At 68.2% G+C, this 20,658-nt stretch carries 17 protein-coding genes; 12 read left to right on the top strand and 5 right to left on the bottom strand.

Going from position 1 to position 20,658, the window contains the following annotated elements:
* Positions 1-75 precede the first annotated feature (75 nt).
* A complete protein-coding gene (gene dgcN / locus DTA15_RS15655) occupies positions 76-1,344 on the bottom strand; it encodes a diguanylate cyclase DgcN/YfiN (protein ID WP_006484728.1) in 1,269 nt (422 codons plus the stop codon).
* Positions 1,341-2,036: a regulatory sequestration protein YfiR gene (yfiR, locus tag DTA15_RS15650; protein ID WP_006484729.1), complete on the bottom strand. Its 696-nt coding sequence runs from the start codon at positions 2,034-2,036 to the stop codon at positions 1,341-1,343. Before yfiR ends, dgcN begins: the two co-directional genes overlap by 4 nt.
* 438 nt (positions 2,037-2,474) lie before the next feature.
* On the opposite strand from yfiR, the gene DTA15_RS15645 reads away from it, so the two are divergent.
* The 4 genes from DTA15_RS15645 to DTA15_RS15630 all read left to right on the top strand — a co-directional run bounded on the left by DTA15_RS15645 (position 2,475) and on the right by DTA15_RS15630 (position 7,735).
* A complete protein-coding gene (locus DTA15_RS15645) occupies positions 2,475-3,362 on the top strand; it encodes a LysR family transcriptional regulator (RefSeq protein WP_012493516.1) in 888 nt (295 codons plus the stop codon).
* Between the two features lie 169 nt (positions 3,363-3,531).
* Positions 3,532-5,043 carry an N-acyl-D-amino-acid deacylase family protein gene (locus tag DTA15_RS15640; protein ID WP_006484727.1) on the top strand — a complete coding sequence of 504 codons (1,512 nt, stop codon included), beginning with the start codon at positions 3,532-3,534 and terminating at the stop codon, positions 5,041-5,043.
* A complete protein-coding gene (locus DTA15_RS15635) occupies positions 5,040-6,380 on the top strand; it encodes an MFS transporter (protein ID WP_006484710.1) in 1,341 nt (446 codons plus the stop codon). The genes DTA15_RS15640 and DTA15_RS15635 overlap by 4 nt, the downstream gene beginning before the upstream one ends.
* 14 nt (positions 6,381-6,394) lie before the next feature.
* Positions 6,395-7,735, top strand: coding sequence for an amidase family protein (locus tag DTA15_RS15630; RefSeq protein WP_006484737.1), 1,341 nt, complete (start codon positions 6,395-6,397; stop codon positions 7,733-7,735).
* 97 nt (positions 7,736-7,832) lie between these two features.
* On the opposite strand, the gene DTA15_RS15625 is transcribed toward DTA15_RS15630, so the two are convergent.
* Together DTA15_RS15625 and DTA15_RS15620 are read right to left on the bottom strand one after the other, a co-directional pair.
* Positions 7,833-10,079, bottom strand: a complete 2,247-nt coding sequence (locus DTA15_RS15625) for a xanthine dehydrogenase family protein molybdopterin-binding subunit (protein ID WP_006484714.1) — start codon at positions 10,077-10,079, stop codon at positions 7,833-7,835.
* Between the two features lies 1 nt (position 10,080).
* The gene (locus tag DTA15_RS15620) at positions 10,081-10,575 is read right to left on the bottom strand and encodes a (2Fe-2S)-binding protein (RefSeq protein WP_006484745.1); all 495 of its coding nucleotides are present in this window, start codon (positions 10,573-10,575) and stop codon (positions 10,081-10,083) included.
* 117 nt (positions 10,576-10,692) lie between these two features.
* Here DTA15_RS15620 and DTA15_RS15615 point away from each other — a divergent pair, with 117 nt between their 5' ends.
* The gene (locus DTA15_RS15615) at positions 10,693-11,586 is read left to right on the top strand and encodes a LysR substrate-binding domain-containing protein (protein WP_006484763.1); all 894 of its coding nucleotides are present in this window, start codon (positions 10,693-10,695) and stop codon (positions 11,584-11,586) included.
* 10 nt (positions 11,587-11,596) lie between these two features.
* Here DTA15_RS15615 and DTA15_RS15610 read toward each other — a convergent pair whose 3' ends face one another.
* Positions 11,597-12,487: a LysR substrate-binding domain-containing protein gene (locus DTA15_RS15610; RefSeq protein WP_006484720.1), complete on the bottom strand. Its 891-nt coding sequence runs from the start codon at positions 12,485-12,487 to the stop codon at positions 11,597-11,599.
* 241 nt (positions 12,488-12,728) lie between these two features.
* Here DTA15_RS15610 and DTA15_RS15605 point away from each other — a divergent pair, with 241 nt between their 5' ends.
* From DTA15_RS15605 to DTA15_RS15575, 7 genes are all read left to right on the top strand, one after another.
* A complete protein-coding gene (locus DTA15_RS15605; RefSeq protein WP_006484723.1) occupies positions 12,729-13,631 on the top strand; it encodes an amidohydrolase family protein in 903 nt (300 codons plus the stop codon).
* A 34-nt stretch (positions 13,632-13,665) separates the two neighbouring features.
* On the top strand, positions 13,666-14,571 hold the full coding sequence (locus DTA15_RS15600; RefSeq protein ID WP_006484751.1) for an amidohydrolase family protein: 906 nt from the start codon (positions 13,666-13,668) through the stop codon (positions 14,569-14,571).
* 75 nt (positions 14,572-14,646) lie between these two features.
* A complete protein-coding gene (locus tag DTA15_RS15595) occupies positions 14,647-16,041 on the top strand; it encodes a UbiD family decarboxylase (protein WP_006493041.1) in 1,395 nt (464 codons plus the stop codon).
* Positions 16,038-16,652: a UbiX family flavin prenyltransferase gene (locus DTA15_RS15590; protein ID WP_006484736.1), complete on the top strand. Its 615-nt coding sequence runs from the start codon at positions 16,038-16,040 to the stop codon at positions 16,650-16,652. The genes DTA15_RS15595 and DTA15_RS15590 overlap by 4 nt, the downstream gene beginning before the upstream one ends.
* A complete protein-coding gene (locus DTA15_RS15585) occupies positions 16,649-17,752 on the top strand; it encodes a CobW family GTP-binding protein (protein WP_006484767.1) in 1,104 nt (367 codons plus the stop codon). The genes DTA15_RS15590 and DTA15_RS15585 overlap by 4 nt, the downstream gene beginning before the upstream one ends.
* Before the next feature lie 61 nt (positions 17,753-17,813).
* Positions 17,814-19,187, top strand: a complete 1,374-nt coding sequence (locus DTA15_RS15580; RefSeq protein ID WP_006484715.1) for a nucleobase:cation symporter-2 family protein — start codon at positions 17,814-17,816, stop codon at positions 19,185-19,187.
* An 87-nt stretch (positions 19,188-19,274) separates the two neighbouring features.
* The gene (locus DTA15_RS15575; protein ID WP_006484764.1) at positions 19,275-20,657 is read left to right on the top strand and encodes an amidohydrolase family protein; all 1,383 of its coding nucleotides are present in this window, start codon (positions 19,275-19,277) and stop codon (positions 20,655-20,657) included.
* Position 20,658: the final 1 nt, after the last annotated feature.

Raw genomic sequence — 20,658 nt, 5'->3', positions numbered from 1 at the left:
TTCCATTGCGCCCGCCCGGCAAGCGCTTCTTTTAACCGCCGCCGCGGCCTCGCCCGCAGCGCGAGTCGATCGACCTCACACCGGCCCTGCAACGCTCTCCGCCAGTTGCCACGATCCCGGCCGCGCGCGCTTGGCGCGGTACATCGCGATATCCGCCGCGCGCAGCAAGCCGCTCGCGTCCGACGCGTGATCGGGATACAGCGCAACGCCGGCACTCATCATGGTGGCCACCACGCGGCCGTCGGACAACTCGATCGACGGCGCCATGCCGGACAAAATCTCGTCGGCGATCCGGCACACGCTGCCCGCTTCAGGCACCGCCGCCAGCATCACCGCAAATTCGTCGCCGCCCAGGCGCGCGACGACATCGGTCTCGCGCACCCGCGTGCGCAACCGCGACGCGATGCCGATCAGCACCGCATCCCCGGCGTCGTGGCCGAGACAATCGTTGATCTCCTTGAAGCGGTCGCAGTCGAGATACAGCACGGCGACCCGCTGCCCGGTCAATGTGGCGTCGCAAAGCGCAAGCGCGAGGCGCGATTCGAACTGCACGCGGTTGGGCAACCCGGTGAGCGCATCATGCGTGGCCTTGTGTTCGAGCGACGCGTTCTCGTCGCGCAGCGTGTTCTGCCAGTCTTCGAATTCGTCGAGCAGCGCGTTGAAGTCGTCGCCGAGCTGGTTCAGTTCGGCGATCGCCGCCGGCTCGACACGCCGCGCGAACGCACGCTCGCGTCGCACCGCATGCGCGACGCCCGCCAGCGCGCGCAGCGGCGACACGATGTTGCGCAGCAGACGCTTCGAGCTGACATACGCGCCGAATACGCTGACGGCCAGGCAGCCGAGAATGCCGCCGACGCCCCCGAGCAGGAATCCGAAGAACTGATGCCCGCGGCCACGCACGACGACGTGGCCGACGATGATGCCGTCATGCATCACCGGGACGGTCACCGGCCCCGGCAGCGCCACATCGGCGACGGCGCGCTCGAGCCGCGCGACCCCGTTTCGGGCCGGTAACTGCCACGTGGCGAACAGTTGCCCGTTGCTGTCGGTGACGACCACCTGCGCGACGTCCTCGTCGCCGGCGATCATGCCGATCGCCTCGTTCGCCGCGACGCGGTCGCCGAACACGAGGGCCGCCTCGACCGTGTAACCGAGCGAGCGCGCCAGCAGGTTCAGGTTGTTGCCGGCATACGCGCGCAGCGCGATCACGGCGACGACGATCAACGACACGGCGGCCATCGTCACGGCGACGAACGCGAGGCGCAGGTGCGCACGACGCAACACGCTTTGCAGCGTCGGGCGCGGCAGGCGCGAAGCGGGAACGGGGAGCGCGGAGCGTGTCATGGCGTCACCGGCCGTCGTGCGAGATTGAGAACATTCGGATGCACGCGCACGCCGCTGCGCGCGACGGCATCGAGATTGATGTCGAACGACACGCGGTCGCCGTCGACGTTGAGACAGAACATGCCGCCCGCGGTGCAGGACGGATCGTGTTCCGCGATCGTCAGCACCGGATGGCCGGCCAATGCGGCTCTCACCCGCGCGCGCTCGTCGTTGCTCAACGTGCCGAGATAAACGACGTCGCACGCGATGCCGAGCGACGGATCGTCGAAGCGGACGCGTTGCACGTCGAGCAACGTCGAGCCGGCCTGCAGCGTGTCGGTCAGGCCACGTGCGTAGTCGGGCCGCCCGGTGACGCACAGATGCAGACGAACGGGCGTCGTCGGCCAGCGCGTGAAGCTGATGATGCCGAGCACGACCTGACGCACGGCCGTGTCGTGTGACGACATGCCCGGATCGACGGGGTTCGCGGCGGGGACGATGTGCGCGTTGTCGGGCGGGCCGTCGGCATCGGTCGGTGCCCCGGCGAGTACGGCCGGCGCGGCCCCCAGAACGCAAACGATTGCGAGCAACGCGTGGCGCAGCGAAGTGATCCGGCCGGGCCGGCTCGTGGTCCGTGCGGCGATCTCCGCCGCGCCCGTTGGCGTCGCCGCCGTCGCAAGACAGGCAGCCGCCGCGCACACTTTCGCTTCCATGATGGCAACATCCGCTGGCATCGCTCCGGCGCTGCCTCCTGCCTCCCTCCATGCGCATGCAAGCACCGAATGACGCGCACGATTTCTTCATCTTAGGTAAAAATTCGGATCACCAAGCAGTGGGAAACACCCGAGAAAACGTCGGAAAGTATGCGGATTCGATGCCACCGCCCGGGGAGGCGGCCGAACGCGCGGGCCGACGTCGATTCATCATCGACGTCGACGGATTGATCAGCGGATTGGATGCCGGTGCGCGGCAAACGTCAGACGTTCGTCAACGCTGCGACGGCTCGTGCGTCAGTACGCGGGCCACTCGTCGCCGACCCGGCCGGCAATGCATGTACGCTTGCGGCGATCATCAAGCGAGACCGGCGAGAATATCCGCGAGGCCTGCCGCGATACGTCGGCATGCCGGAGTCGGTCAACTACTGGAACGCCATGAAAGTCGAAAACTCGGAACTCGAAGCCTTCGTCGCCGTTGCGGAACTCGGTACGTTCCATCGCGCGGCGGAAAAGCTGAACCTGACCCAGCCGGGACTGTCGCGCCGCATCCAGAAACTCGAACAGACGCTCGGTGTCGAGTTGTTCCAGCGCACCACCCGCAGCGTGACGCTGACGGGTGTCGGCCGCCAGTTCCTGCCGATGGCGCGCGAGCAGATCGCGCAGCTCGGGATGATGCTGTCGTCGATCCAGGACATCGCGCAAAAGCGATACGGCAAGGTACGGCTCGCGTCGATCCCGACGGTCGTCGCTCAGGCGTTGCCCGACGTGCTGCGTCGCTACGCCGCCAAGTATCCGCACGTCGCCGTGCAGATCCTCGACGGCAATCACGACTTCGTGCTGTCGCAAGTGCGCGCGGGCATCGCCGAATTCGGCGTGAGCCTGCATCCCGGCGACGACGACGATCTCGTGTTCGAACCGCTCTTCACCGACCGCTACGTGCTCGCGGCCCACGACGCCGATCCGCTGGCGCACGCCGACGCCGTCACGCTCGGTGAACTGCGGCACGCCAAGCTGATCATCGGCGGTCGCGACAGCGGCAATCGTCTGCTGCTCGAAATGCTGATGGGCCAGGAAGCGGTGCGAACCCGCTGGTTCTATGAGGTCGAGCACATCTCGTGCGTTGCCGCACTGGTAGCGGCCGGGGTCGGTTGCGCGATCCTGCCGGAGAGTGCGCTGCGTGCTTACGGTTCGCCCGCGGTACGCACGGTGCCGATCGCGAGCCCGACGATCGAGCGCCGGGTCGGCATCGTGCGGCATCGCGCCATCTCGATGTCCAGCTTCGCGAGCGACCTGCTTGCGCTGGTGCAGGCGTCGTTCGCATAACGCCGCGGGCCACACGGCGGCGCGACAGCGCCCGCATTGATGCCGGTTTCGCATGAATCGCGAGCCGAACGGCATTGGACTCGCGAAAAATGGCTGGAGACGATGGTGGCGAACATGAACGACGGAAACGGGCGCGGCCCGGCTCCGCGCGGATTCTGGAGGAACCACCATGCATTTCGACGTGATCCTGCGTCGCGGCGAGCTGATCGACGGCACCGGGGCCGCACGCTTCGAGGCCGATCTCGGCGTAACGGGCGAGCGCATCGCCGCGATCGGCGATCTGGGCGGCGCGACGGCCTCGCACACGCTCGATGCGGGCGGCCTCGTCGTCGCGCCGGGTTTCATCGACAGTCACACGCACGATGACGCATTCGTGCTGACCGATCCCGACGTCGAGCCGAAGGTTGCGCAGGGTGTCACCACGGTGATCGCCGGCAATTGCGGAATCAGTCTCGCCCCGCTGCTCGCCAACCGCGAGGTGCCGCAGCCGCTCGACCTGCTGGGCGCGTGGCAGGCGTTCCGCTTCCCGTCCTTTCGCGCCTATCTCGACGCGCTCGACGCAACGCCCGCCGCCGTCAATACGGCGGCCCTGATCGGCCACTCGACGCTGCGCGTGCGGCACATGGCCGATCTCGACCGCGCGGCCAGCGCAGCCGAAATCGCGGCGATGGCGGCCGACGTACGCGAAGCGATGGCGGCCGGTGCGTTCGGCGTCTCGTCGGGCACCTTCTATCCGCCCGCGGCAGCCGCGCCGACGGAAGAACTGATCGACGTGTGCGCGCCGCTGCGCGAGACGGGCGGCGTATTCGCGACGCACCTGCGCGACGAAACCGATGCGATCATCGCATCGCTCGACGAAGCGTTCTCGATCGGCCGCGCGCTCGACGTGCGCGTCGTGCTGTCGCATCACAAGGTGGCCGGCAAGGCCAACCACGGCCGCTCGGTCGAAACGCTCGCGCATATCGACGCGCGGCGCAAGCTGCAACCGCTGTGTCTCGACTGTCATCCGTATCCGGCCACGTCGACGATGCTGCGCGCGGATCGCGTCCGTCAGTCGTCCCGCGTGATTCTCGGCTGGTCGAAGCCGCATCCCGAACTCGCGGGCCGCGATTTCCACGAACTGCTGCCGCTGTTCGGCAATTCGGTGGACGCCACAATCGACGCGCTACGCCCCGCCGGCGCGATTTACTTCGTCATGGACGAGGCGGATGTCGAGCGCATCATTCGGCACGAGCTGACGATGGTCGGCTCGGATGGACTGCCCAACGACAAGCGCCCCCATCCGCGGTTGTGGGGCACGTTCCCGCGAGTGCTCGGCGAATTCTCCCGCGAGCGCGGCCTGTTCCCGCTGGAAACCGCCGTGCGCAAGATGACGGGCCTCACAGCCGAGCAGTTCGGCATCGCACGGCGCGGACGGCTCGCGGTCGGTCACTACGCCGATCTCGTCGTGTTCGATCCGGCACGCGTGATCGATCGCGCAACGTTCGCGAGCCCGACGCTACGCCCCGAAGGCATCAAACACGTCTTCGTCAACGGACGGGCCGTGCTCGAACATGGCCGTCACACCGGCGCGCGTCCCGGCCGGGCGCTGCGCCGCGACGTCCAGGATCGCCTGGCGGCGACGCGCGCTCGCGCGATCGCGACAACCGGCCCCGAGTCAACCTGCACGGAGTCACCATGACGAATCCCAACGGCGCCGCCACGCCGCGCGGCTTGCACCGCGGCTCGAGGCCGCACGCCGAATCCGCCACGCCCGGGCTCGACGCACTTTATGCGCGCCTGAGCCGACGCATCATTCCGCTGATCCTGGTCTGCTATTTCTTCGGCTATCTCGACCGTGTCAACGTCGGCTTCGCGAAGCTGCAGATGGTGACCGACCTGCATCTCACCGACGCGGCCTACGGCGTCGGCGCGGGCCTGTTCTTCGTCGGCTACCTGCTGCTGCAGGTGCCGGCCGGCTGGCTCGTGCGGCGGATCGGCGTGAAGCGCTGTCTCGCCGGCTCGATGCTGACGTGGGGCGTCGTGTCGGTCGCCACGCTCGCGACCCGCGACACCGCGAGCTTCTATGCGTTGCGCTTCCTGCTCGGCGTGACCGAAGCAAGCTTCTTTCCGGCCGTGATCGCGTACTTCAGCGTGTGGTTTCCCTCGCACCGGCTCGCGAAGGTCATGGCGTTCCTGTTTCTCGCGATGCCGCTCGGCGTGATCGTCGGCGGCCCGCTGTCCGGCTGGATCATGGACGCCACGCACGGCGGCTTCGGGTTGCGCGGCTGGCAGTGGATGTTCCTGATCGAAGGCCTGCCCGCCATCGTGCTTGGCGGCTATCTGCTCGCCCGCGTGACGGAACGGATCGACGATGCAGCCTGGCTGACCGATACGGAAAAACGGATGATCCACGCGGAAATGGCTCAGGAAGCGGCCGGCAAGCGTACCCGACTCGGCGCTGCGCTGCGCGAGCCGACCCTGTGGCTGCTGTTCGCGACGTCGTTCCTCTACAACGTCGGCAACTACGGGCTCGTGTTCTGGATGCCGACGATGGTCAAGGCGCTCGGATCGCTGAACAACCTCGAAATCGGGCTGGTCAGCGCCTTCCCGTATCTGGTCGCGTCGGTCGCCATGGTCGCGAACGCGCAGCATTCGGTGCGAACCGGCGAGCGCCGCTGGCATACGGCGCTGCCGGTCGCGCTCGGCGGCGTTGCGTTGCTCGCGAGCCTCGGAATGCGCGCGCATCCCGTGCTTGCGGTCGCGTGCCTGACCGCGGGTGTGGCCGGCATCATGAGCACGCTCGCGATGTTCTGGAGCCTGCCGTCGCGGATTCTCGCGGGCGAAGCGGCCGCGGGCGGCGCCGGGCTCGTCAATATCGGCGCGGCCGTCGCGGGATTCTTCGGGCCGACGCTGATGGGCTATGCAACGGGATTGACCGGCAGCACCGAACTCGGTGTCGCGCTGCTCGCCTTCACGCTGTTCGCCGCCGCCGCGCTGATCCTGGCGATTCCGCGTCGGCTCATGGTGCGCTCATGAGCGCGGCGCCTTCGATGCGCAGTGCGCTGGCATTGGCGGCGGGCGTGCGCAGCGGGCGGGTGAGCGCGGAGTCGCTCGTGCAAACCGTGCTCGCCGACATCGCCGCGCGCGATGACGCGATCAATGCCTGCGCACGCACTTTCGACGAACGGGCACGGCGCGACGCGCTGCGCGTCGACCGCCTCGTGCGGGACGGGGACGACCCGGGCCCCTTGGCAGGCGTGCCGTTCCTCGTGAAGTGGAATGTCGACGTGGCGGGCTACCCGACGGTCGCGGGATCGCCCGCGCGCGCCGCGTTGCCACCCGCCAGCGCCGACGCGGCAACGGTCGCACGATTGCGTGCGGCCGGCGCGGTCCCGATCGGCGCAACCCACATGGACGAACTCGCATGCGGCGCCACCGGCGTGAATCCACACTATGGCGCGGTGCACCTGCCGGCCGACCCGACGCGCATGACGGGCGGCTCGTCGAGCGGCTCCGCCGCCGCGGTTGCCGCCGGATACGTGCCGCTCGCGCTAGGCAGCGATACGAACGGATCGATTCGCGCGCCGGCGGCGCTGTGCGGCGTCTGGGGATTCCGCCCCGGCGACGGGCGGCTGTCGCGGGCCGGCTGCCTGCCGTATGCCGCATCGCTCGATACCGTCGGCGGGTTCGCGAACGATATCGACGATCTCGCGGTGCTGTACGACACGCTGTGCGAAGCCCATGCGCCGCGCTCGAACCCGGTGCGCGATCCGGGCGTGCCGCTACGCGTCGCCGTGCTGACTGGCGATTTCGAAACACATGCCGATGCGGATGCGCAACGCGCCGTCCGGCGCGTGGCCGCCTGCCTGCGGGCGCGCGAATCGGTGTCTGTCGGCAGCGACGAAGTTGCGAACGTGCGCGAAGCGGCGCTCGTGATCTCGAATGTGGAGCTGGCACGCGCCCATAGCGGGTTGCTCGACGGGCCGGCGGCACTCGTATCCGAACACCTGCGCTCGCGCATCGGAATCGGCCTCGCCGTCCCCGGCGCCGTGTATCGCGAGGCGCTCGCCTGCCGTGCCGCGTGGCGCACGCGCCTCGAAGCGCTGTTCGCGTGCTACGACGTCCTGCTGGCCGCTGCGACGCCGTGCGCGGCGCCGCACTTCGCCGACGCAACCGTCGATATCAACGGCGTCGCGCTCGCCCCCGCGAAGGCGCTCGGCCTGCTCACGCAACCGATTTCATTCGCGGGGCTGCCGGTCGTCAGCGCACCGTGCTTCGCGTCGGGTGAACTGCCGGTCGGCGTGCAGTTGATCGGCTCGCCCAGCGACGACACCGCGTGCTTCGTCGCCGCGCGGCAATTCTCGGCCGAATGGCGCGCGATGGTTCGTTAGCCGGGCCCCGGTACGGCATGCCCCGTGCGAAGCGCCTGGTTGTGCGAAACGATCCTCGCCGCGCATGCCGCGCGTCGCCGCGACTGTCTTTCGCGTGCTATGTCAACGCCGACAGATCGAACGGCGTCTCCCGCAACCGCTTGCCCGTCAGCCTGAACACCGCATTCGCGATCGCAGGCGTCACCGCGGGGCTCGACAGTTCCCCCACCCCGCCCGGTTTCGCCGGATCGCCCTGCACGACATGGATGTCGGTGTCGGGCATGTCGCGCATCCGCATCACGCGATACGTATCGAAATTCGACTGCTGCACGCGGCCGTGCTTGAAATCGATGCGATCGGCGGTTGCATGGCCGAGCCCCCACATCAGCCCGCCGTACAGTTGCTCGTCGACGCCCGACGGCGACACCGCGATCCCGCAATCGGCCACGCACGTGAGCTTCTCCACCTTCACCGCGCCGTCCTGGCGCACGACCCGCGCGACCACCGCGACATAGCTGTCGTACGCCTGGTTCGTCGCCACGCCGAGCGCGACGCCGTCCGGCAGCGGCTGCCCCCAGCCGGCACGCCGCGCGGCCTCCCGCAGCACGGCCGCATGACGTGGCCGGTCATGCATGTGCGCGAGCCGGAATTCGACCGGGTCGCGCTTCGCCGCATGCGCGGCTTCATCCATCACCGATTCGACGGCGAATACGTTCGGGATGTAGCTCACCGCGCGAAACCAGCCTGTCGGCACGCCCGTCTCCATGCGGATCCAGCCGATATCGCGATGCGGCGCACGGTACGCGAACTCCCATTTGGTGAGCGCTTCGGTCGTGCTGAAGTCCATCCGGTCGGTGCGCTCGAGATAACCGGGCTCCCACTGCTGCGGCGACGCGGGCATCACGCCACGCAGCCACAGCGACGCGAGATTGCCCTGCGCATCGAGCACCGCACGCGCACGGTGGTGGCTCGCCGCGTGATAGAACAACGCGCGCATCTCGTCCTCGCGGCTGTTCATCAGCTTCACGGGCTTGCCCGTCTTCACCGCGAGCCACGTCGCCTCGAACAGCCAGTACTTCGCTTCGCGCGCGCCGAAACTGCCGCCCGACACGAGCTCGTGCAACGTCACGCGATGTGCGGGAATGCCGCCGATCACGTCGGCCGCTTCCATCGCGGTGGACGGCACCTGCAGCCCGCCCCAGTATTCGATGCCGCCGTCGTGCGCCCACACGGTGAGGTTGATCGGTTCCAGCGGATTCGCGGCCTTGTGCGGCATCGAATACGACGCTTCGATCGTGCGTGCGCCGGGCGCTTTCGCACGCGCGGGATCGCCGTCGGCGATCGTCGGTACGACGCGCGCGGTCGGATCGTCGATCCACGCCGCCTGACGCGCGGCGAGCGTGCCGCTGTCGAACGTCTCGAACAGGCTGTCCTCCCATTCGATCGTCAACGCGGCCTGTCCCTTGTGGGCCGACCAGTAATCGTCCGCGAGCACCGCGACGCCGGCCTGGTTGCCGCCGAGCACGTCGGGGCGCGGCGGAATCTGCAATACCTCGCGCACGCCGGGAATCGCCAGCGCGGCCTTCGCGTCGACGCTGCGCACGCGTCCGTCGATCACCGGCGCGCGCGTGACGACCGCCACCCGCATCCCGGGCAGCGACACGTCGATGCTGTACGGAAACGAACCATCGGCCTTCTGCGCGGCGCCGCGCTTGCTGCGCAGCTTGCCGATGTAGCGGAACTGCGCGGGGTCCTTCAGCGCGACCTGCGTCGGTGCTGGCAGTTGCGCGGCGGCCCGCGCGAGCGACCCGTATGTCGCACGGCGCCCGCTCGCCGCATGCAGCACGGCGCCATCGGCCGTCGTGCACGTCGAGGCGGGCACGCTCCATTGCCGCGCCGCCGCGGCCACCAGCATCGCCCGCGCAGTCGCACCCGCGCGACGCAACCGCTCGTATTCCATCGCGACGCTCGTGCTGCCGCCGGTCGAGAACACCTTCCACAGCGGATGGATGTAGTCGGCGAAGAACGGATCTTCCGGCGTGATCACGTCGACGCGAAACGGATCGACGTCGAGTTCCTCCGCCACCACCGCCGCGAGCGCGGTACGCGTGCCGGTGCCCGAATCGTGCTTGTGCACGACCAGCTTGATCGTGTCGTCGGGCAGCACGCGCACCCATGCGTTCGGTTCGAATTCGCCCGCGGACGGATGCGGATCGCCGCTCGCACGCTTGCCCGCGGCCGCCGCATCGGGCATCCGGAAACCGATCGCGATGCCGGCGGCGAGCAGCGCGGAAGTCTGTTTGAGAAAGCGACGACGCGGCGTGTCGTCGGTGCCCGGTGCATCCGTTGCGTGATCGTCGCGCATGTCACGCCTCCTTCACGGGTTCGGCGGCAGCCTTCAACGCCGGATCGCCGGCGGCCGCACGCCTGATCGCACGGTGAATCCGTGCATAGGTGCCGCAGCGGCAGATGTTGCCCGACATCGCCGACACGATCGCCGCGTCATCCACCGGCTGCCCGCCGTTCAGCAGCGCGGCGGCCTGCATCAGCTGCCCTGGCTGGCAATAGCCGCATTGCGGCACGTCCTCCGCCACCCATGCAAGCTGCAGCGGATGGCGCCCGTCCGGCGACAGCCCTTCGATCGTCGTCACGTGCCGCCCGTTCGCGGCGACAGCGGGGATCAGGCACGACCGCACGGCCTGCCCTTCGAGATGCACGGTGCACGCGCCGCACAGGCCCTTGCCGCAGCCGAACTTCGTGCCGGTGAGCCTGAGCCGGTCGCGCAGCACCCACAGCAATGGCATGTCGTCCGGTACATTCTCGAGCGAATGGCGTGTATCGTTCACGACGATGTCGATCATGTGCAGTCTCCTGATTCACATTCATGGGGCGGTGCGCGGTTTCGGAGCATTATCGAAACGCGATGGGCGGCCACGCCAGCGATCATTTCGTCGAATCCCTGTCAGTCGGACTAACAGATGCTCAAGCGATACCCTTCGATCCAGTCGATGCAGGCGTTCCTGCAGGCCGCGCGGGTCGGCAGTTTTTCGAGCGCGGCGCGTCAGCTGGCGCTCACGCACAGCGCGATCAGCCAGCAGATCCGCTCGCTCGAGGAATTCATCGGCCAGCCGCTGTTCGCGCGGGCCGGCGGCCGCGTGATCCTGACCGACGCGGGGACGCTGTTCGCGAACCAGTTGTCGGACGGGCTCGAACAGATCGATCGCGCGCTGTCGTCGGTCAAGGGGCGCACGACCGCGCCGTCGCTCCGGCTCGACGTCGATCCCGAACTGATGCAGGGTTGGCTGCCCGCACGGCTGCCGGAACTGATGCGCACGCTCGACGGCACGACGCTGACGGTGCTGTCCGCGCCGCGCCACGACCGCGATGCGTTCGATCGTGTCGATATTGCGCTGCGCTATGGCTACGGGGAATGGGAAGGCGTGGACAGTGCACTGGTCTGCCCCGACCGGCTGACCGCGATGGCCGCACCGGCACTGCTCGCCCGCTACGGGCTCGCCGCGCCGCTCGCGCCCGAGCAGGTGCTGGAGCTGCCGCTGCTCGGCTATACGAAGCGTTCGTGGATTCCGTGGCTCGAAGCGGCCGGGCTGGCGCCCGTCGAACCGGAGACGATCGCCGTGTTCGACAACGCGGCCGGGCTCGTCGCGACGCTGGCGTCAGGGTGCGGCGCGGGACTGGTGCGCGGGCTGCTCGCCGCCGATGCGTTGCGCGACGGCCGGCTCGTCGAGCTCTGCACGATCGCGATTCCGACCCACTACAACCTCCATGCGATCTGGCCGCGCGAGCGGCACGCACGCGTGAAACCGCTGATCGACGCGATCGGCGCGCTGGTCATGCAATCGCTCGCGCGCTGACCCGCGCGCTTCAGGCGGTGAATTCCGCCGCGACCTCGCGCACGGTATCGAGAAATGCGCCGAGCACCGCCGACGTATCGTCCGCGCGGTAACGCGCCTGCAGCGATACCTCGAGCGCCGGCGGCAACAGCGGCACGAACGCGACGCCGCCCGTCGAGATCTGCCGCGACGACGCCGGCAGCAGCGCGACGCCCAGCCCTTCGCGCACCAGCGACAGCAGCGTGTGCACCTCGACGACCTCGTGCGCGATCCGCGGCGTGAAGCGCGCATCGACGCAACTCTGCTGCAGGAAGCGCGCCAGTTGCGAATGCCGCAGGCCGAACGACACGAACTGCTCGCCGGCCAGCTCGCCGAGCGCGATCGCAGCGCGTGATGCGAGCGGATGGCCTGGCGGCAGCACGGCCACGGCCGTCTCGCGCACGACGATCTCGCTGCGGATCGACGGATCGTCCTGGAACAGCCGGAAGAAGCACACGTCGAGCCGCTTCTCCTTCAGCGCATCGATCTGCGCGGCCGGCGTCATCTCGTGCAGCGACCAGTGCACGTGCGGATGGCGTTCGGCGAACACGCGCAACGCGTGCGGGATCGGCGCGACCATCGCCGAGCTGATGATGCCGACCGCGAGGCGCCCGACTTCGCCACGCCCCGCGCACCGCGTCAGATCGATCGCGCGATCGAACTGCGCGACGATCAGCGGCACCTGTTCCTTCAGTGTTTTCCCTGCCTCCGTGAGTGCGACGCGATGCTGCGAGCGCACGAACAGCGCGGTGCCGAGCTGCTCTTCCAGCAGCCGGATCTGCTGGCTCAGCGGCGGCTGGGAGATATGGAGCCGCGCGGCGGCGCGCCCGAAATGCAGTTCGTCGGCCAGCACCGCGAAGTAACGCAACACACGCATGTCCATATCGCAAACGTATCAAGAGCGTCAGTAAAAAATATTGTACAGAGCACATTCGGCTTGTGACACTCGGTCTCAAGCAGCAGTGCACGCCGCAGTGTGTCACTCGATGCCGGCGAGGGGAAGGCGCGAAAAAAAAGCGCCTTGCAAAGGGCCGCATGAATCCGACCGACAGGTCGCTTCATCGACGTGCCTGCCCGCGACCCGGCAACCGGCTTTTCCGGTTCCTCTCAAGGAGATCGAGTAGATGATCATCGACACCAGCTGTTACCCGACGAATCTCGTCGACCTCGCGTGGCGCCACGACGGCCCGCCGTTCACCGGCGAACGCCTGATCGAGACGATGAACGGCCCGTTCCTCATCAACGGCAAGCCGCGCCGCGTGGACAAGGCGTTCATCCAGCCACCGCAAGGCAACACCATCTATACGTATACCGACGGCGAAAAGTCGGGCACCGAATCGATCGACGCGTACATGGCGTACACGGTCGAGATGGTGCACCGGCATCCCGACCGCTTCATCGGCTGCTTCGTCTACAACCCACGCTGCGGCGTGGAGAACGGCGTGAACGCAATCGATCACTACGTGCGCAAGCTCGGCTTCAGGATGGTGCAATTCCAGGCCAACATGCATGCGTACCGGCCCGACCGCGCGCTCGACTGGCTGCGTCCCGCGCTGAAGAAATGCGCGGAACTCGGCGTGCTCGTGAAGCTGCATACCGGCGACGGCCCGTACAGCATCCCGACCGAGTGGGTGCCGATGATCAAGGAATTCCCGACGGTCAATTTCATCATGGCGCACTTCGGTGTGCAGACGGGCGGCGTCTATTGCTTCGAGCCGTTCCAGCTCGCGATGGATCTGCCGAACGTGTATTGCGAATCGGGCTGGTGCCTGCAATCACGCATCGTCGAATTCGCGAAGGTGCTGCCGAAGCACAAGATCCTGTTCGGCTCCGACACGCCGCCGAACGAACCGGGCATGTGGCTGCGCCTGCTCGAAGTGCTGTGCTTCGACCCGCCGCAAGGGATGAATCTCGACGAGGACACGCTCGAGGATTACCTCGGCAACAACACGGCGCGCATGATCGGCCTCGAACCGACGCCCGCGCCGCGCACCGTCGACGAAGCGAAAGCGTTGCTCGCCGCCTGACGCGCGCCCCTCTCTCCCGATTCCGGAGCATTGCATGATCATCGATACGCACCTGCACCCCACCAACCTCGTCGACGAGGCGTGGCGCCATACCGGCGAACCGTTCACCGGCGAACGACTACTGAAGATGATGGACGGCCCGTACATCATCAACGGCAAGCCGCGCCGCATCGACATGGGGTTCATCCAGCCGCCGCCCGGCAACACCGGCTATCGCGACGGCAATCGCCGCGGCCGCGACGGCATTCGCGACTACATGGCGTACATCGCCGAACTCACGCAGAAGTACCCCGACCGCTTCATCGGCAACTTCACGTACAACCCGCGCTGGGGCCCGGAAAACGGTGCGGCGGAGCTGGAATTCCACATCAGGGAGTACGGCTTCAAGATGGTGAAGCTGCACGCGAACATGCACGGCTACCGGCCGGACCGCGCGCTTGACTGGCTGCGCCCCGCGATGAAGGTGTGCGCGAAGTACAACACCGTCGTGCTGATCCATACGGGCGACGGGCCGTACACGATTCCGACGCAGTTCTACCCGATCATCCGCGAGTTTCCGATGGTGAACTTCATCATCGGTCACTTCGGCATCCAGACGGGCGGCAACTACTCGTTCGAAGCGTTCTGGATGGCGATGGACACGCCGAACGTGTATTGCGAATCGGGCTGGTGCTACCAGTCGCGGATCGTCGAATTCGCGCGCGAGCTGCCGCGCAACAAGATCGTGTTCGGCACCGATTCGCCGCCGAACGAGCCCGGCATGTGGCTGCGCGAGCTGGAAATGCTGTGCGGGCCCGCGCCGCAGGGGATGGATCTCGACGAGGACGGCCTCGAGGACTACATGGGCAACAACATCGCCCGCCTCGTCGGCATCGAGCCGACCAGGCCGCCGAAGGATCTCGACGAAGCACAGAAGCGCCTGACGGCGACCTACGTGTAACGCGCCGGCGCCCGGACCGCGTGCCGCCGTGCACGCGGTCCGGCCTTTTCCCTTCCGCATCCGACGGAGTGCATCATGGCGTCGAGCCTTTTCGCCGAGCAGCAGGATTTTCATCACTTCGCGACCGCCTATCGCGAACGCTTTCCGGACGACGTGCTGACGATCGCGCAGCCGCTGTCCGCCGATCAGGACGTCACCGCCGTCGTCGCGTCGCTCGCCGCGCGCGGCCGGCACGAGATGCTCGTCTGCGAGCGCATCGACGGCCTGTCGACGCCGCTCGTCACCAACGTCTTCGCGTCCCGCACGCGTATCGGCCGGCTGTTCGGCGTCGACGCGAAGGGGCTGTTCGACGCGTGGCAGCAGCGCGCGAACGCGCCCGTCGCGCCGGTCGTCGTGCCGCACGGCCCCGTGCTCGATCATGTGGTCGAAGGCGACGCGGTCGATCTCGCGCACCTGCCGATGATCCGCCACTTCGAAACCGATCGCGGACCATACGTGACCAACGCGGTGATCGTCGCCGAAGATCCGGTGACGGGCATCGCGAACCTGAGCTATCACCGCTCGATGCCGCACGCGCGCAACGCGCTGGCGACGAGCCTGCATTCGCGCGGCCATCTGTGGCGGATGCTGCAAACCGCGAAAGCCCGCGGCGACACGCTGAAAGTCGCGATGGTGATCGGCGCACATCCGCTCGTCATGCTCGCGGCCGCCGCGCGCGTGCCGTTCGGCGCGGACGAACGCGCGATCGCGGGCGGGCTGTTCGGCGCGCCGTTGCAGCTCGTGCGCACGCCGCGCCACGGCATCGGCGTACCCGCCGCCGCCGAGTTCGTGCTCGAGGGCACGATCGATCCCGATGCTCACGCCGAAGAAGGCCCGTTCGGCGAATTCACCGGCTACTCGTCGGATCGCTCGACCAACAACGTGCTGCGCGTCGACACGATGATGCGGCGCGACGACGCATGGCTCGTCGACGTCGTCGGCGGCCCGTACGCGGAACACCTGACACTCGCGCGGCTGCCGCGCGAAGCCGAGATGAGCGAGAAGCTCAAGGCGCGCTTTCCGGCCGTCACCGCGATCCACTATCCGAATTCCGGCACGCATTTTCACTGCTACGTCGCGCTGAAGCAGTCGCGCGACGGCGAGGCGCGCCAGATCATGCTGGCGTTGCTCGGCTGGGACCCGTACCTGAAGAACGTCGTCGCGGTCGACAGCGACATCGACATCACCGACGACGCGCAGGTGCTGTGGGCGATCGCGACGCACTTCCAGCCGCATCGCGACCTGTTCGTCGTCGACGGGCTGCCCGGCAGCCCGCTCGACCCATCGTCGTCGGCCGACGGCACGACGTCGCGAATGGGCGTCGACGCGACCCGCGGCGCGCGCTTCGACGGCGTGCGCGCCCGGGTCGGCGACGCTGCAATGCAGCGTGCCGCGCATCTCGTCGCGCAACTCGCCGGAGCGCCGCGATGAGCGCGCGGCGGCTCGTGGTCGGCATCAGCGGCGCGTCCGGCTTCGTGTACGGGATACGGCTGCTCGCGCTGCTGCGCGAACTCGACATCGAGACGCACGTGGTCGTGTCCCGCGCCGCCGCGCTGACGATGGCGCACGAGACCGATTTCAAGCTGTCCGACGTCGCCGCGCGCGCGAGCGTGCTGTACCGCAGCGACGACATCGCCGCGCCGATCGCGAGCGGCTCGTTCCGCACGCTCGGGATGATCGTCGCGCCGTGCTCGATGAAGACGCTCGCGGAGATCGCGAGCGGGCTGTCGGCGGGCCTGATCGCGCGCGCCGCCGACGTCGCGCTCAAGGAACGCCGCCGGCTCGTGCTGCTCGCACGCGAAACGCCGTACACGCTCACGCACCTGCGCAACATGGCCGCCGCGACCGAGATGGGGGCGATCGTCGCGCCGCCCGTGCCGGCGTTCTATGCGCGCCCCGCGTCGCTCGAGCAGATGATCGACCACACGCTCGGCCGCGTGCTCGACCTGTTCGACCTCGATTCCCGCACCGTCCATCGCTGGAAAGACAGCGAATCACGGCCCCATCCGCAGCCCAACCGACTCAACGGAGACGCGTCATGACCCACATCCACACCACCCACAGCGACGTCCAGAAGATTCCGGTCACCGTGCTGACCGGCTTCCTCGGCGCGGGCAAGACCACGCTGCTGAACCATATCCTGCGCGAGAAACACGGCCGCAAGATCGCGGTGATCGAGAACGAGTTCGGCGAAATCGGCATCGACGGCGGCCTCGTGCTCGAATCGACCGAGGAAATCTACGAGATGACGAACGGCTGCGTGTGCTGCGTGGGCGCGGTGCGCGAGGATCTCGTGCGGATCGTGCGGATGCTGGTCGCCCGGCCCGACCGGCTCGATCACATCATCGTCGAGACGAGCGGGCTCGCCGATCCGTATCCGGTCGCGCAAACCTTCTTTCTCGACGATCCGATCGCGAAGGAAGTCGCGCTCGATGCGGTCGTCACGATGGTCGACGCGAAGCACATTCGCGCGCACCTCGACGATCTCGTGCTCGACGGCCGCGACAACCAGGCGGTCGACCAGATCGTCTGCGCGGACCGCATCGTCATCAACAAGGTCGATCTCGTCGACGCGACGGACGTCGGCGCGCTGACCGCGCGGCTGCGCGAGTTGAACAGCACCGCCGAGATCGTGACGTCGAGCTACGCGCAGGTCGATCTCGATCGCATCCTCGGGATCGGCGCGAACGAATTCGCGCAGATTCTCGTCGAGAGCGACGGGCTGGCGGTCGAGGCGCCGCATGCGGACGAACACGAACACACGCATGCGCACGGCCACGACGCACACGGCGATCATCCGCACGACGACCACGACGATCACCACGAACACGACGCAAGCGTATCGTCGGTCGGCATCGAAGTCGACGCGGACGTCGATCTCGACGCGCTCGAAGCCTGGCTCGGCGAGCTGCGCCGCGCCGACACCGCGAACCTGTTCCGGATGAAGGGCATCCTCGCCGTGCAGGGTCGCGCGCAGCGCTACGTGCTGCAGGGCGTGCACGGCGTGATCGAACTGCGCGCCGCGCAGGCGTGGGGCTGCGAGCCGCGCTCGTCGCGCATCGTTTTCATCGGCCGCGATCTCGATTGCGCCGCGCTGACCGACCGTTTCCATGCCTGTCTCGCCGCGCCGGTCGCGGCCTGACGGGCACGCCAGGCGGGTGCGCCATGCGCCCGCCCGATAACGAACCTCAGGAGACACGCCCATGAACTCTGCTTCACATCCCGTCGATCGGGTCCTGCCGCGCCGCCAGATGCTGACGCTCGGCCTGCAGCACATGCTCGTCGCGTATATCGGCGCGATCGCGGTGCCGCTGATCGTCGCATCGGCCTTGAAGATGTCGCCCGCCGATACGACCGTGCTGATCAGCACCGCGCTGTTCTGTTCCGGCATCTCGACGATCCTGCAAACGGTCGGCGTGTGGAAGCTCGGCGTGCGCTTGCCGATCCTGCAGGGCGTCGCGTTCAGCAGCGTCGGCCCGGTGATCGCGATCGGCCTGACGCCGGGCGTCGGGTTCGCCGGCGTGTGCGGCGCGGTGATCGGCGCGGGCATCATCACGACCTTCGCGGCGCCGCTGGTCGGCCGGCTGCGCCGCCTGTTCCCGCCGGTCGTGACGGGCTGCATCGTCACCGTGATCGGGCTGCAGCTGTTTCCGGTCGCATATCAGTGGGCCGGCGGCGGCGACGCGGCGAAGCTGCAGTTCGGCGAGCTGTCGTTCCTCGCGGTCGCGCTCGTCGTCGCGGTCGTGATCCTCGCGGTCAACCGCTTCGCGAACGCGTTCCTGCGCAACCTGTCGGTGCTGATCGGGCTGGTGGCCGGCAGCCTGCTCGCGATTGCGCTCGGGATGGGCAACTTCACGAACGTCGCGGCCGCGCCGTGGTTCACCGTGCCCTACCCGTTCCATTTCGGCACGCCCGTGTTCGCGATCGTGCCGGTGCTGACGATGGTCGTCGTGATGATCGTGCAGATGGTCGAATCGATGGGCCTGTTCGTCGCGATCGGCGACATCGTCGAGAAACAGGTGAGCGAGGAGGACGTCGTGCGCGGGCTGCGTGCGAACGGCATCGCGAGCGCGATCGCCGGCACGTTCGCCGCGTTTCCGTTCATCGCGTTCATGGAGAACGTCGGGCTCGTGATCCTGACCGGCGTGCGCAGCCGCTGGATCGTCGCGGTCAGCGGCGTGCTGATGTGCGTCGTCGCGCTGGTGCCGAAGATCGGCGCGATCGTCGCGTCGACGCCGTCGGCCGCGCTCGGCGGCGCGGGTATCGCGATGTTCGGCGTGGTCGTCGCGGCCGGCGTGCAGACGCTCGCGAAGGTCGATTTCGAGAACAACCGCTACAACGTGCTGATCGTCGGCTTCACGATCGCGACCGCGCTGATTCCGGTGATGGCGCCGAAGGTGTTCGCGCACATGCCCAACTGGACGCAGCCGTTCCTGCACAGCGGCGTCGTGATCGCCTGCCTCGTGTCGGTGCTGCTCAATGCGTTGCTCAACGGCGTGCCGGCGGCCGCCCCCGTTGAAACGCATGCCCGTGCCGATGCCGCGCCCCGCAGCCCGATGGCGCGCGAGTGCGACTGACCGGCTTCATGCCACGCGCGGCCTCACGGCGGCGCGCGGCGCACGACAACCCGTGACCCGACTATCCGAATCCGAGGAGACCCGACCATGAGCGTTCCTTGTTCTTCGCTGCTGATCCGCCACCCGCTCGCGGTCATGAGCGGCCACCCCGGCGACGCCGCGCGGCTCGGCCGGCCCGACCTGCGCATCCGCGACGGCCGGATCGAGACGATCGCACCCGATCTCGCGCCGCTACCCGGCGAGCGCGTGATCGATGCGAGCCATTGCGTCGTCTATCCGGGCTGGATCAACACGCACCATCATCTGTTCCAGAACCTGCTGAAAGGCGTGCCGGCCGGCATCAACGCCGACCTGCAGGCATGGCTTGCCGCCGTCCCGTATCCGCGCGTCGCCCGCTTCACGCCGGAGCTCGCGCGCATCGCCGCGCGGCTCGGCTTCGCGGAACTGCTGCTGTCCGGCGTGACGACCTGCGCCGATCATCATTACCTGTACCACGCGGGCGGCACGACCGAGACCGGCGACCTGCTGTTCGACGAAGCCGCCGCCTTCGGCATGCGCTTCGTGCTGTGCCGCGGCGGCGCATTGCAGGCGGCCGGCGATCATCCGGGGTTCGCCGGCACCGCGCTGCAGCCCGAGACGCTCGATCAGATGCTCGCGGATATCGAACGGCTGAAGGCGCGCTATCACGACGCGGGCGCGGCATCGATGCGCCGCGTGGTCGTCGCGCCGACGACGCCGACCTTCTCGCTGCCGCCGGACCTGCTGCCGGAAGTCGCGCGGGCGGCGCGCGGCATGGGTCTGCGGCTGCATTCGCACCTGTCCGAGACGACCCGCTACGTCGATTTCTGCCGCGAGCGCTACGGCAAGCTGCCCGTCGAATTCGTCGCCGAGCGCGAATGGCTCGGCCCGGACGTGTGGTTCGCGCACCTCGTTCATCTCGAGGCGAGCGAGATCGCGATGCTCGCGGACACCGGCACCGGCTGCTCGCACTGCCCCGTCAGCAATGCACGGCTCGGCAGCGGCATCGCGCCCGCGCCGCGCATGGCGGCGACCGGCGTGCCGGTGTCGCTGGGCGTCGACGGCGTCGCGTCGAACGAATCGGGCAGCATGACGCACGAGGCGAATTTCGCGTGGCTCGTGCATCGCGCGGCGCACGGCGCGTCGGCCACCACGATCGAGGACGTGCTGCATTGGGGCACGCAAGGCGGCGCCCGCGTGCTCGGGCTGGATGCGGTCGGCACGCTCGGGGTCGGACAAGCCGCCGATCTCGTGCTGTACGACGTGAGCGGACCGCGCTTCAACGGTTTCCACGACCATGCGATCGCGCCGGTGGCGGCCGGCGAGCCCGCGCCGGTGAAGTACAACATCGTGAACGGTCGGATCGTGGTGGACAACGGCGAGATCCCGGGGCTCGACCTTGCCGCGTTGCGCCGTGCGGCCGTCGCCGCGGTGCGGCAGTTGCTCGACTGAG

It is taken from the genome of Burkholderia cenocepacia, assembly GCF_900446215.1.
Taxonomy (GTDB): domain Bacteria; phylum Pseudomonadota; class Gammaproteobacteria; order Burkholderiales; family Burkholderiaceae; genus Burkholderia; species Burkholderia cenocepacia.
Note: the sequence above shows the minus strand (reverse complement) of the source record. Positions and strands in the feature narration are given on the sequence as shown.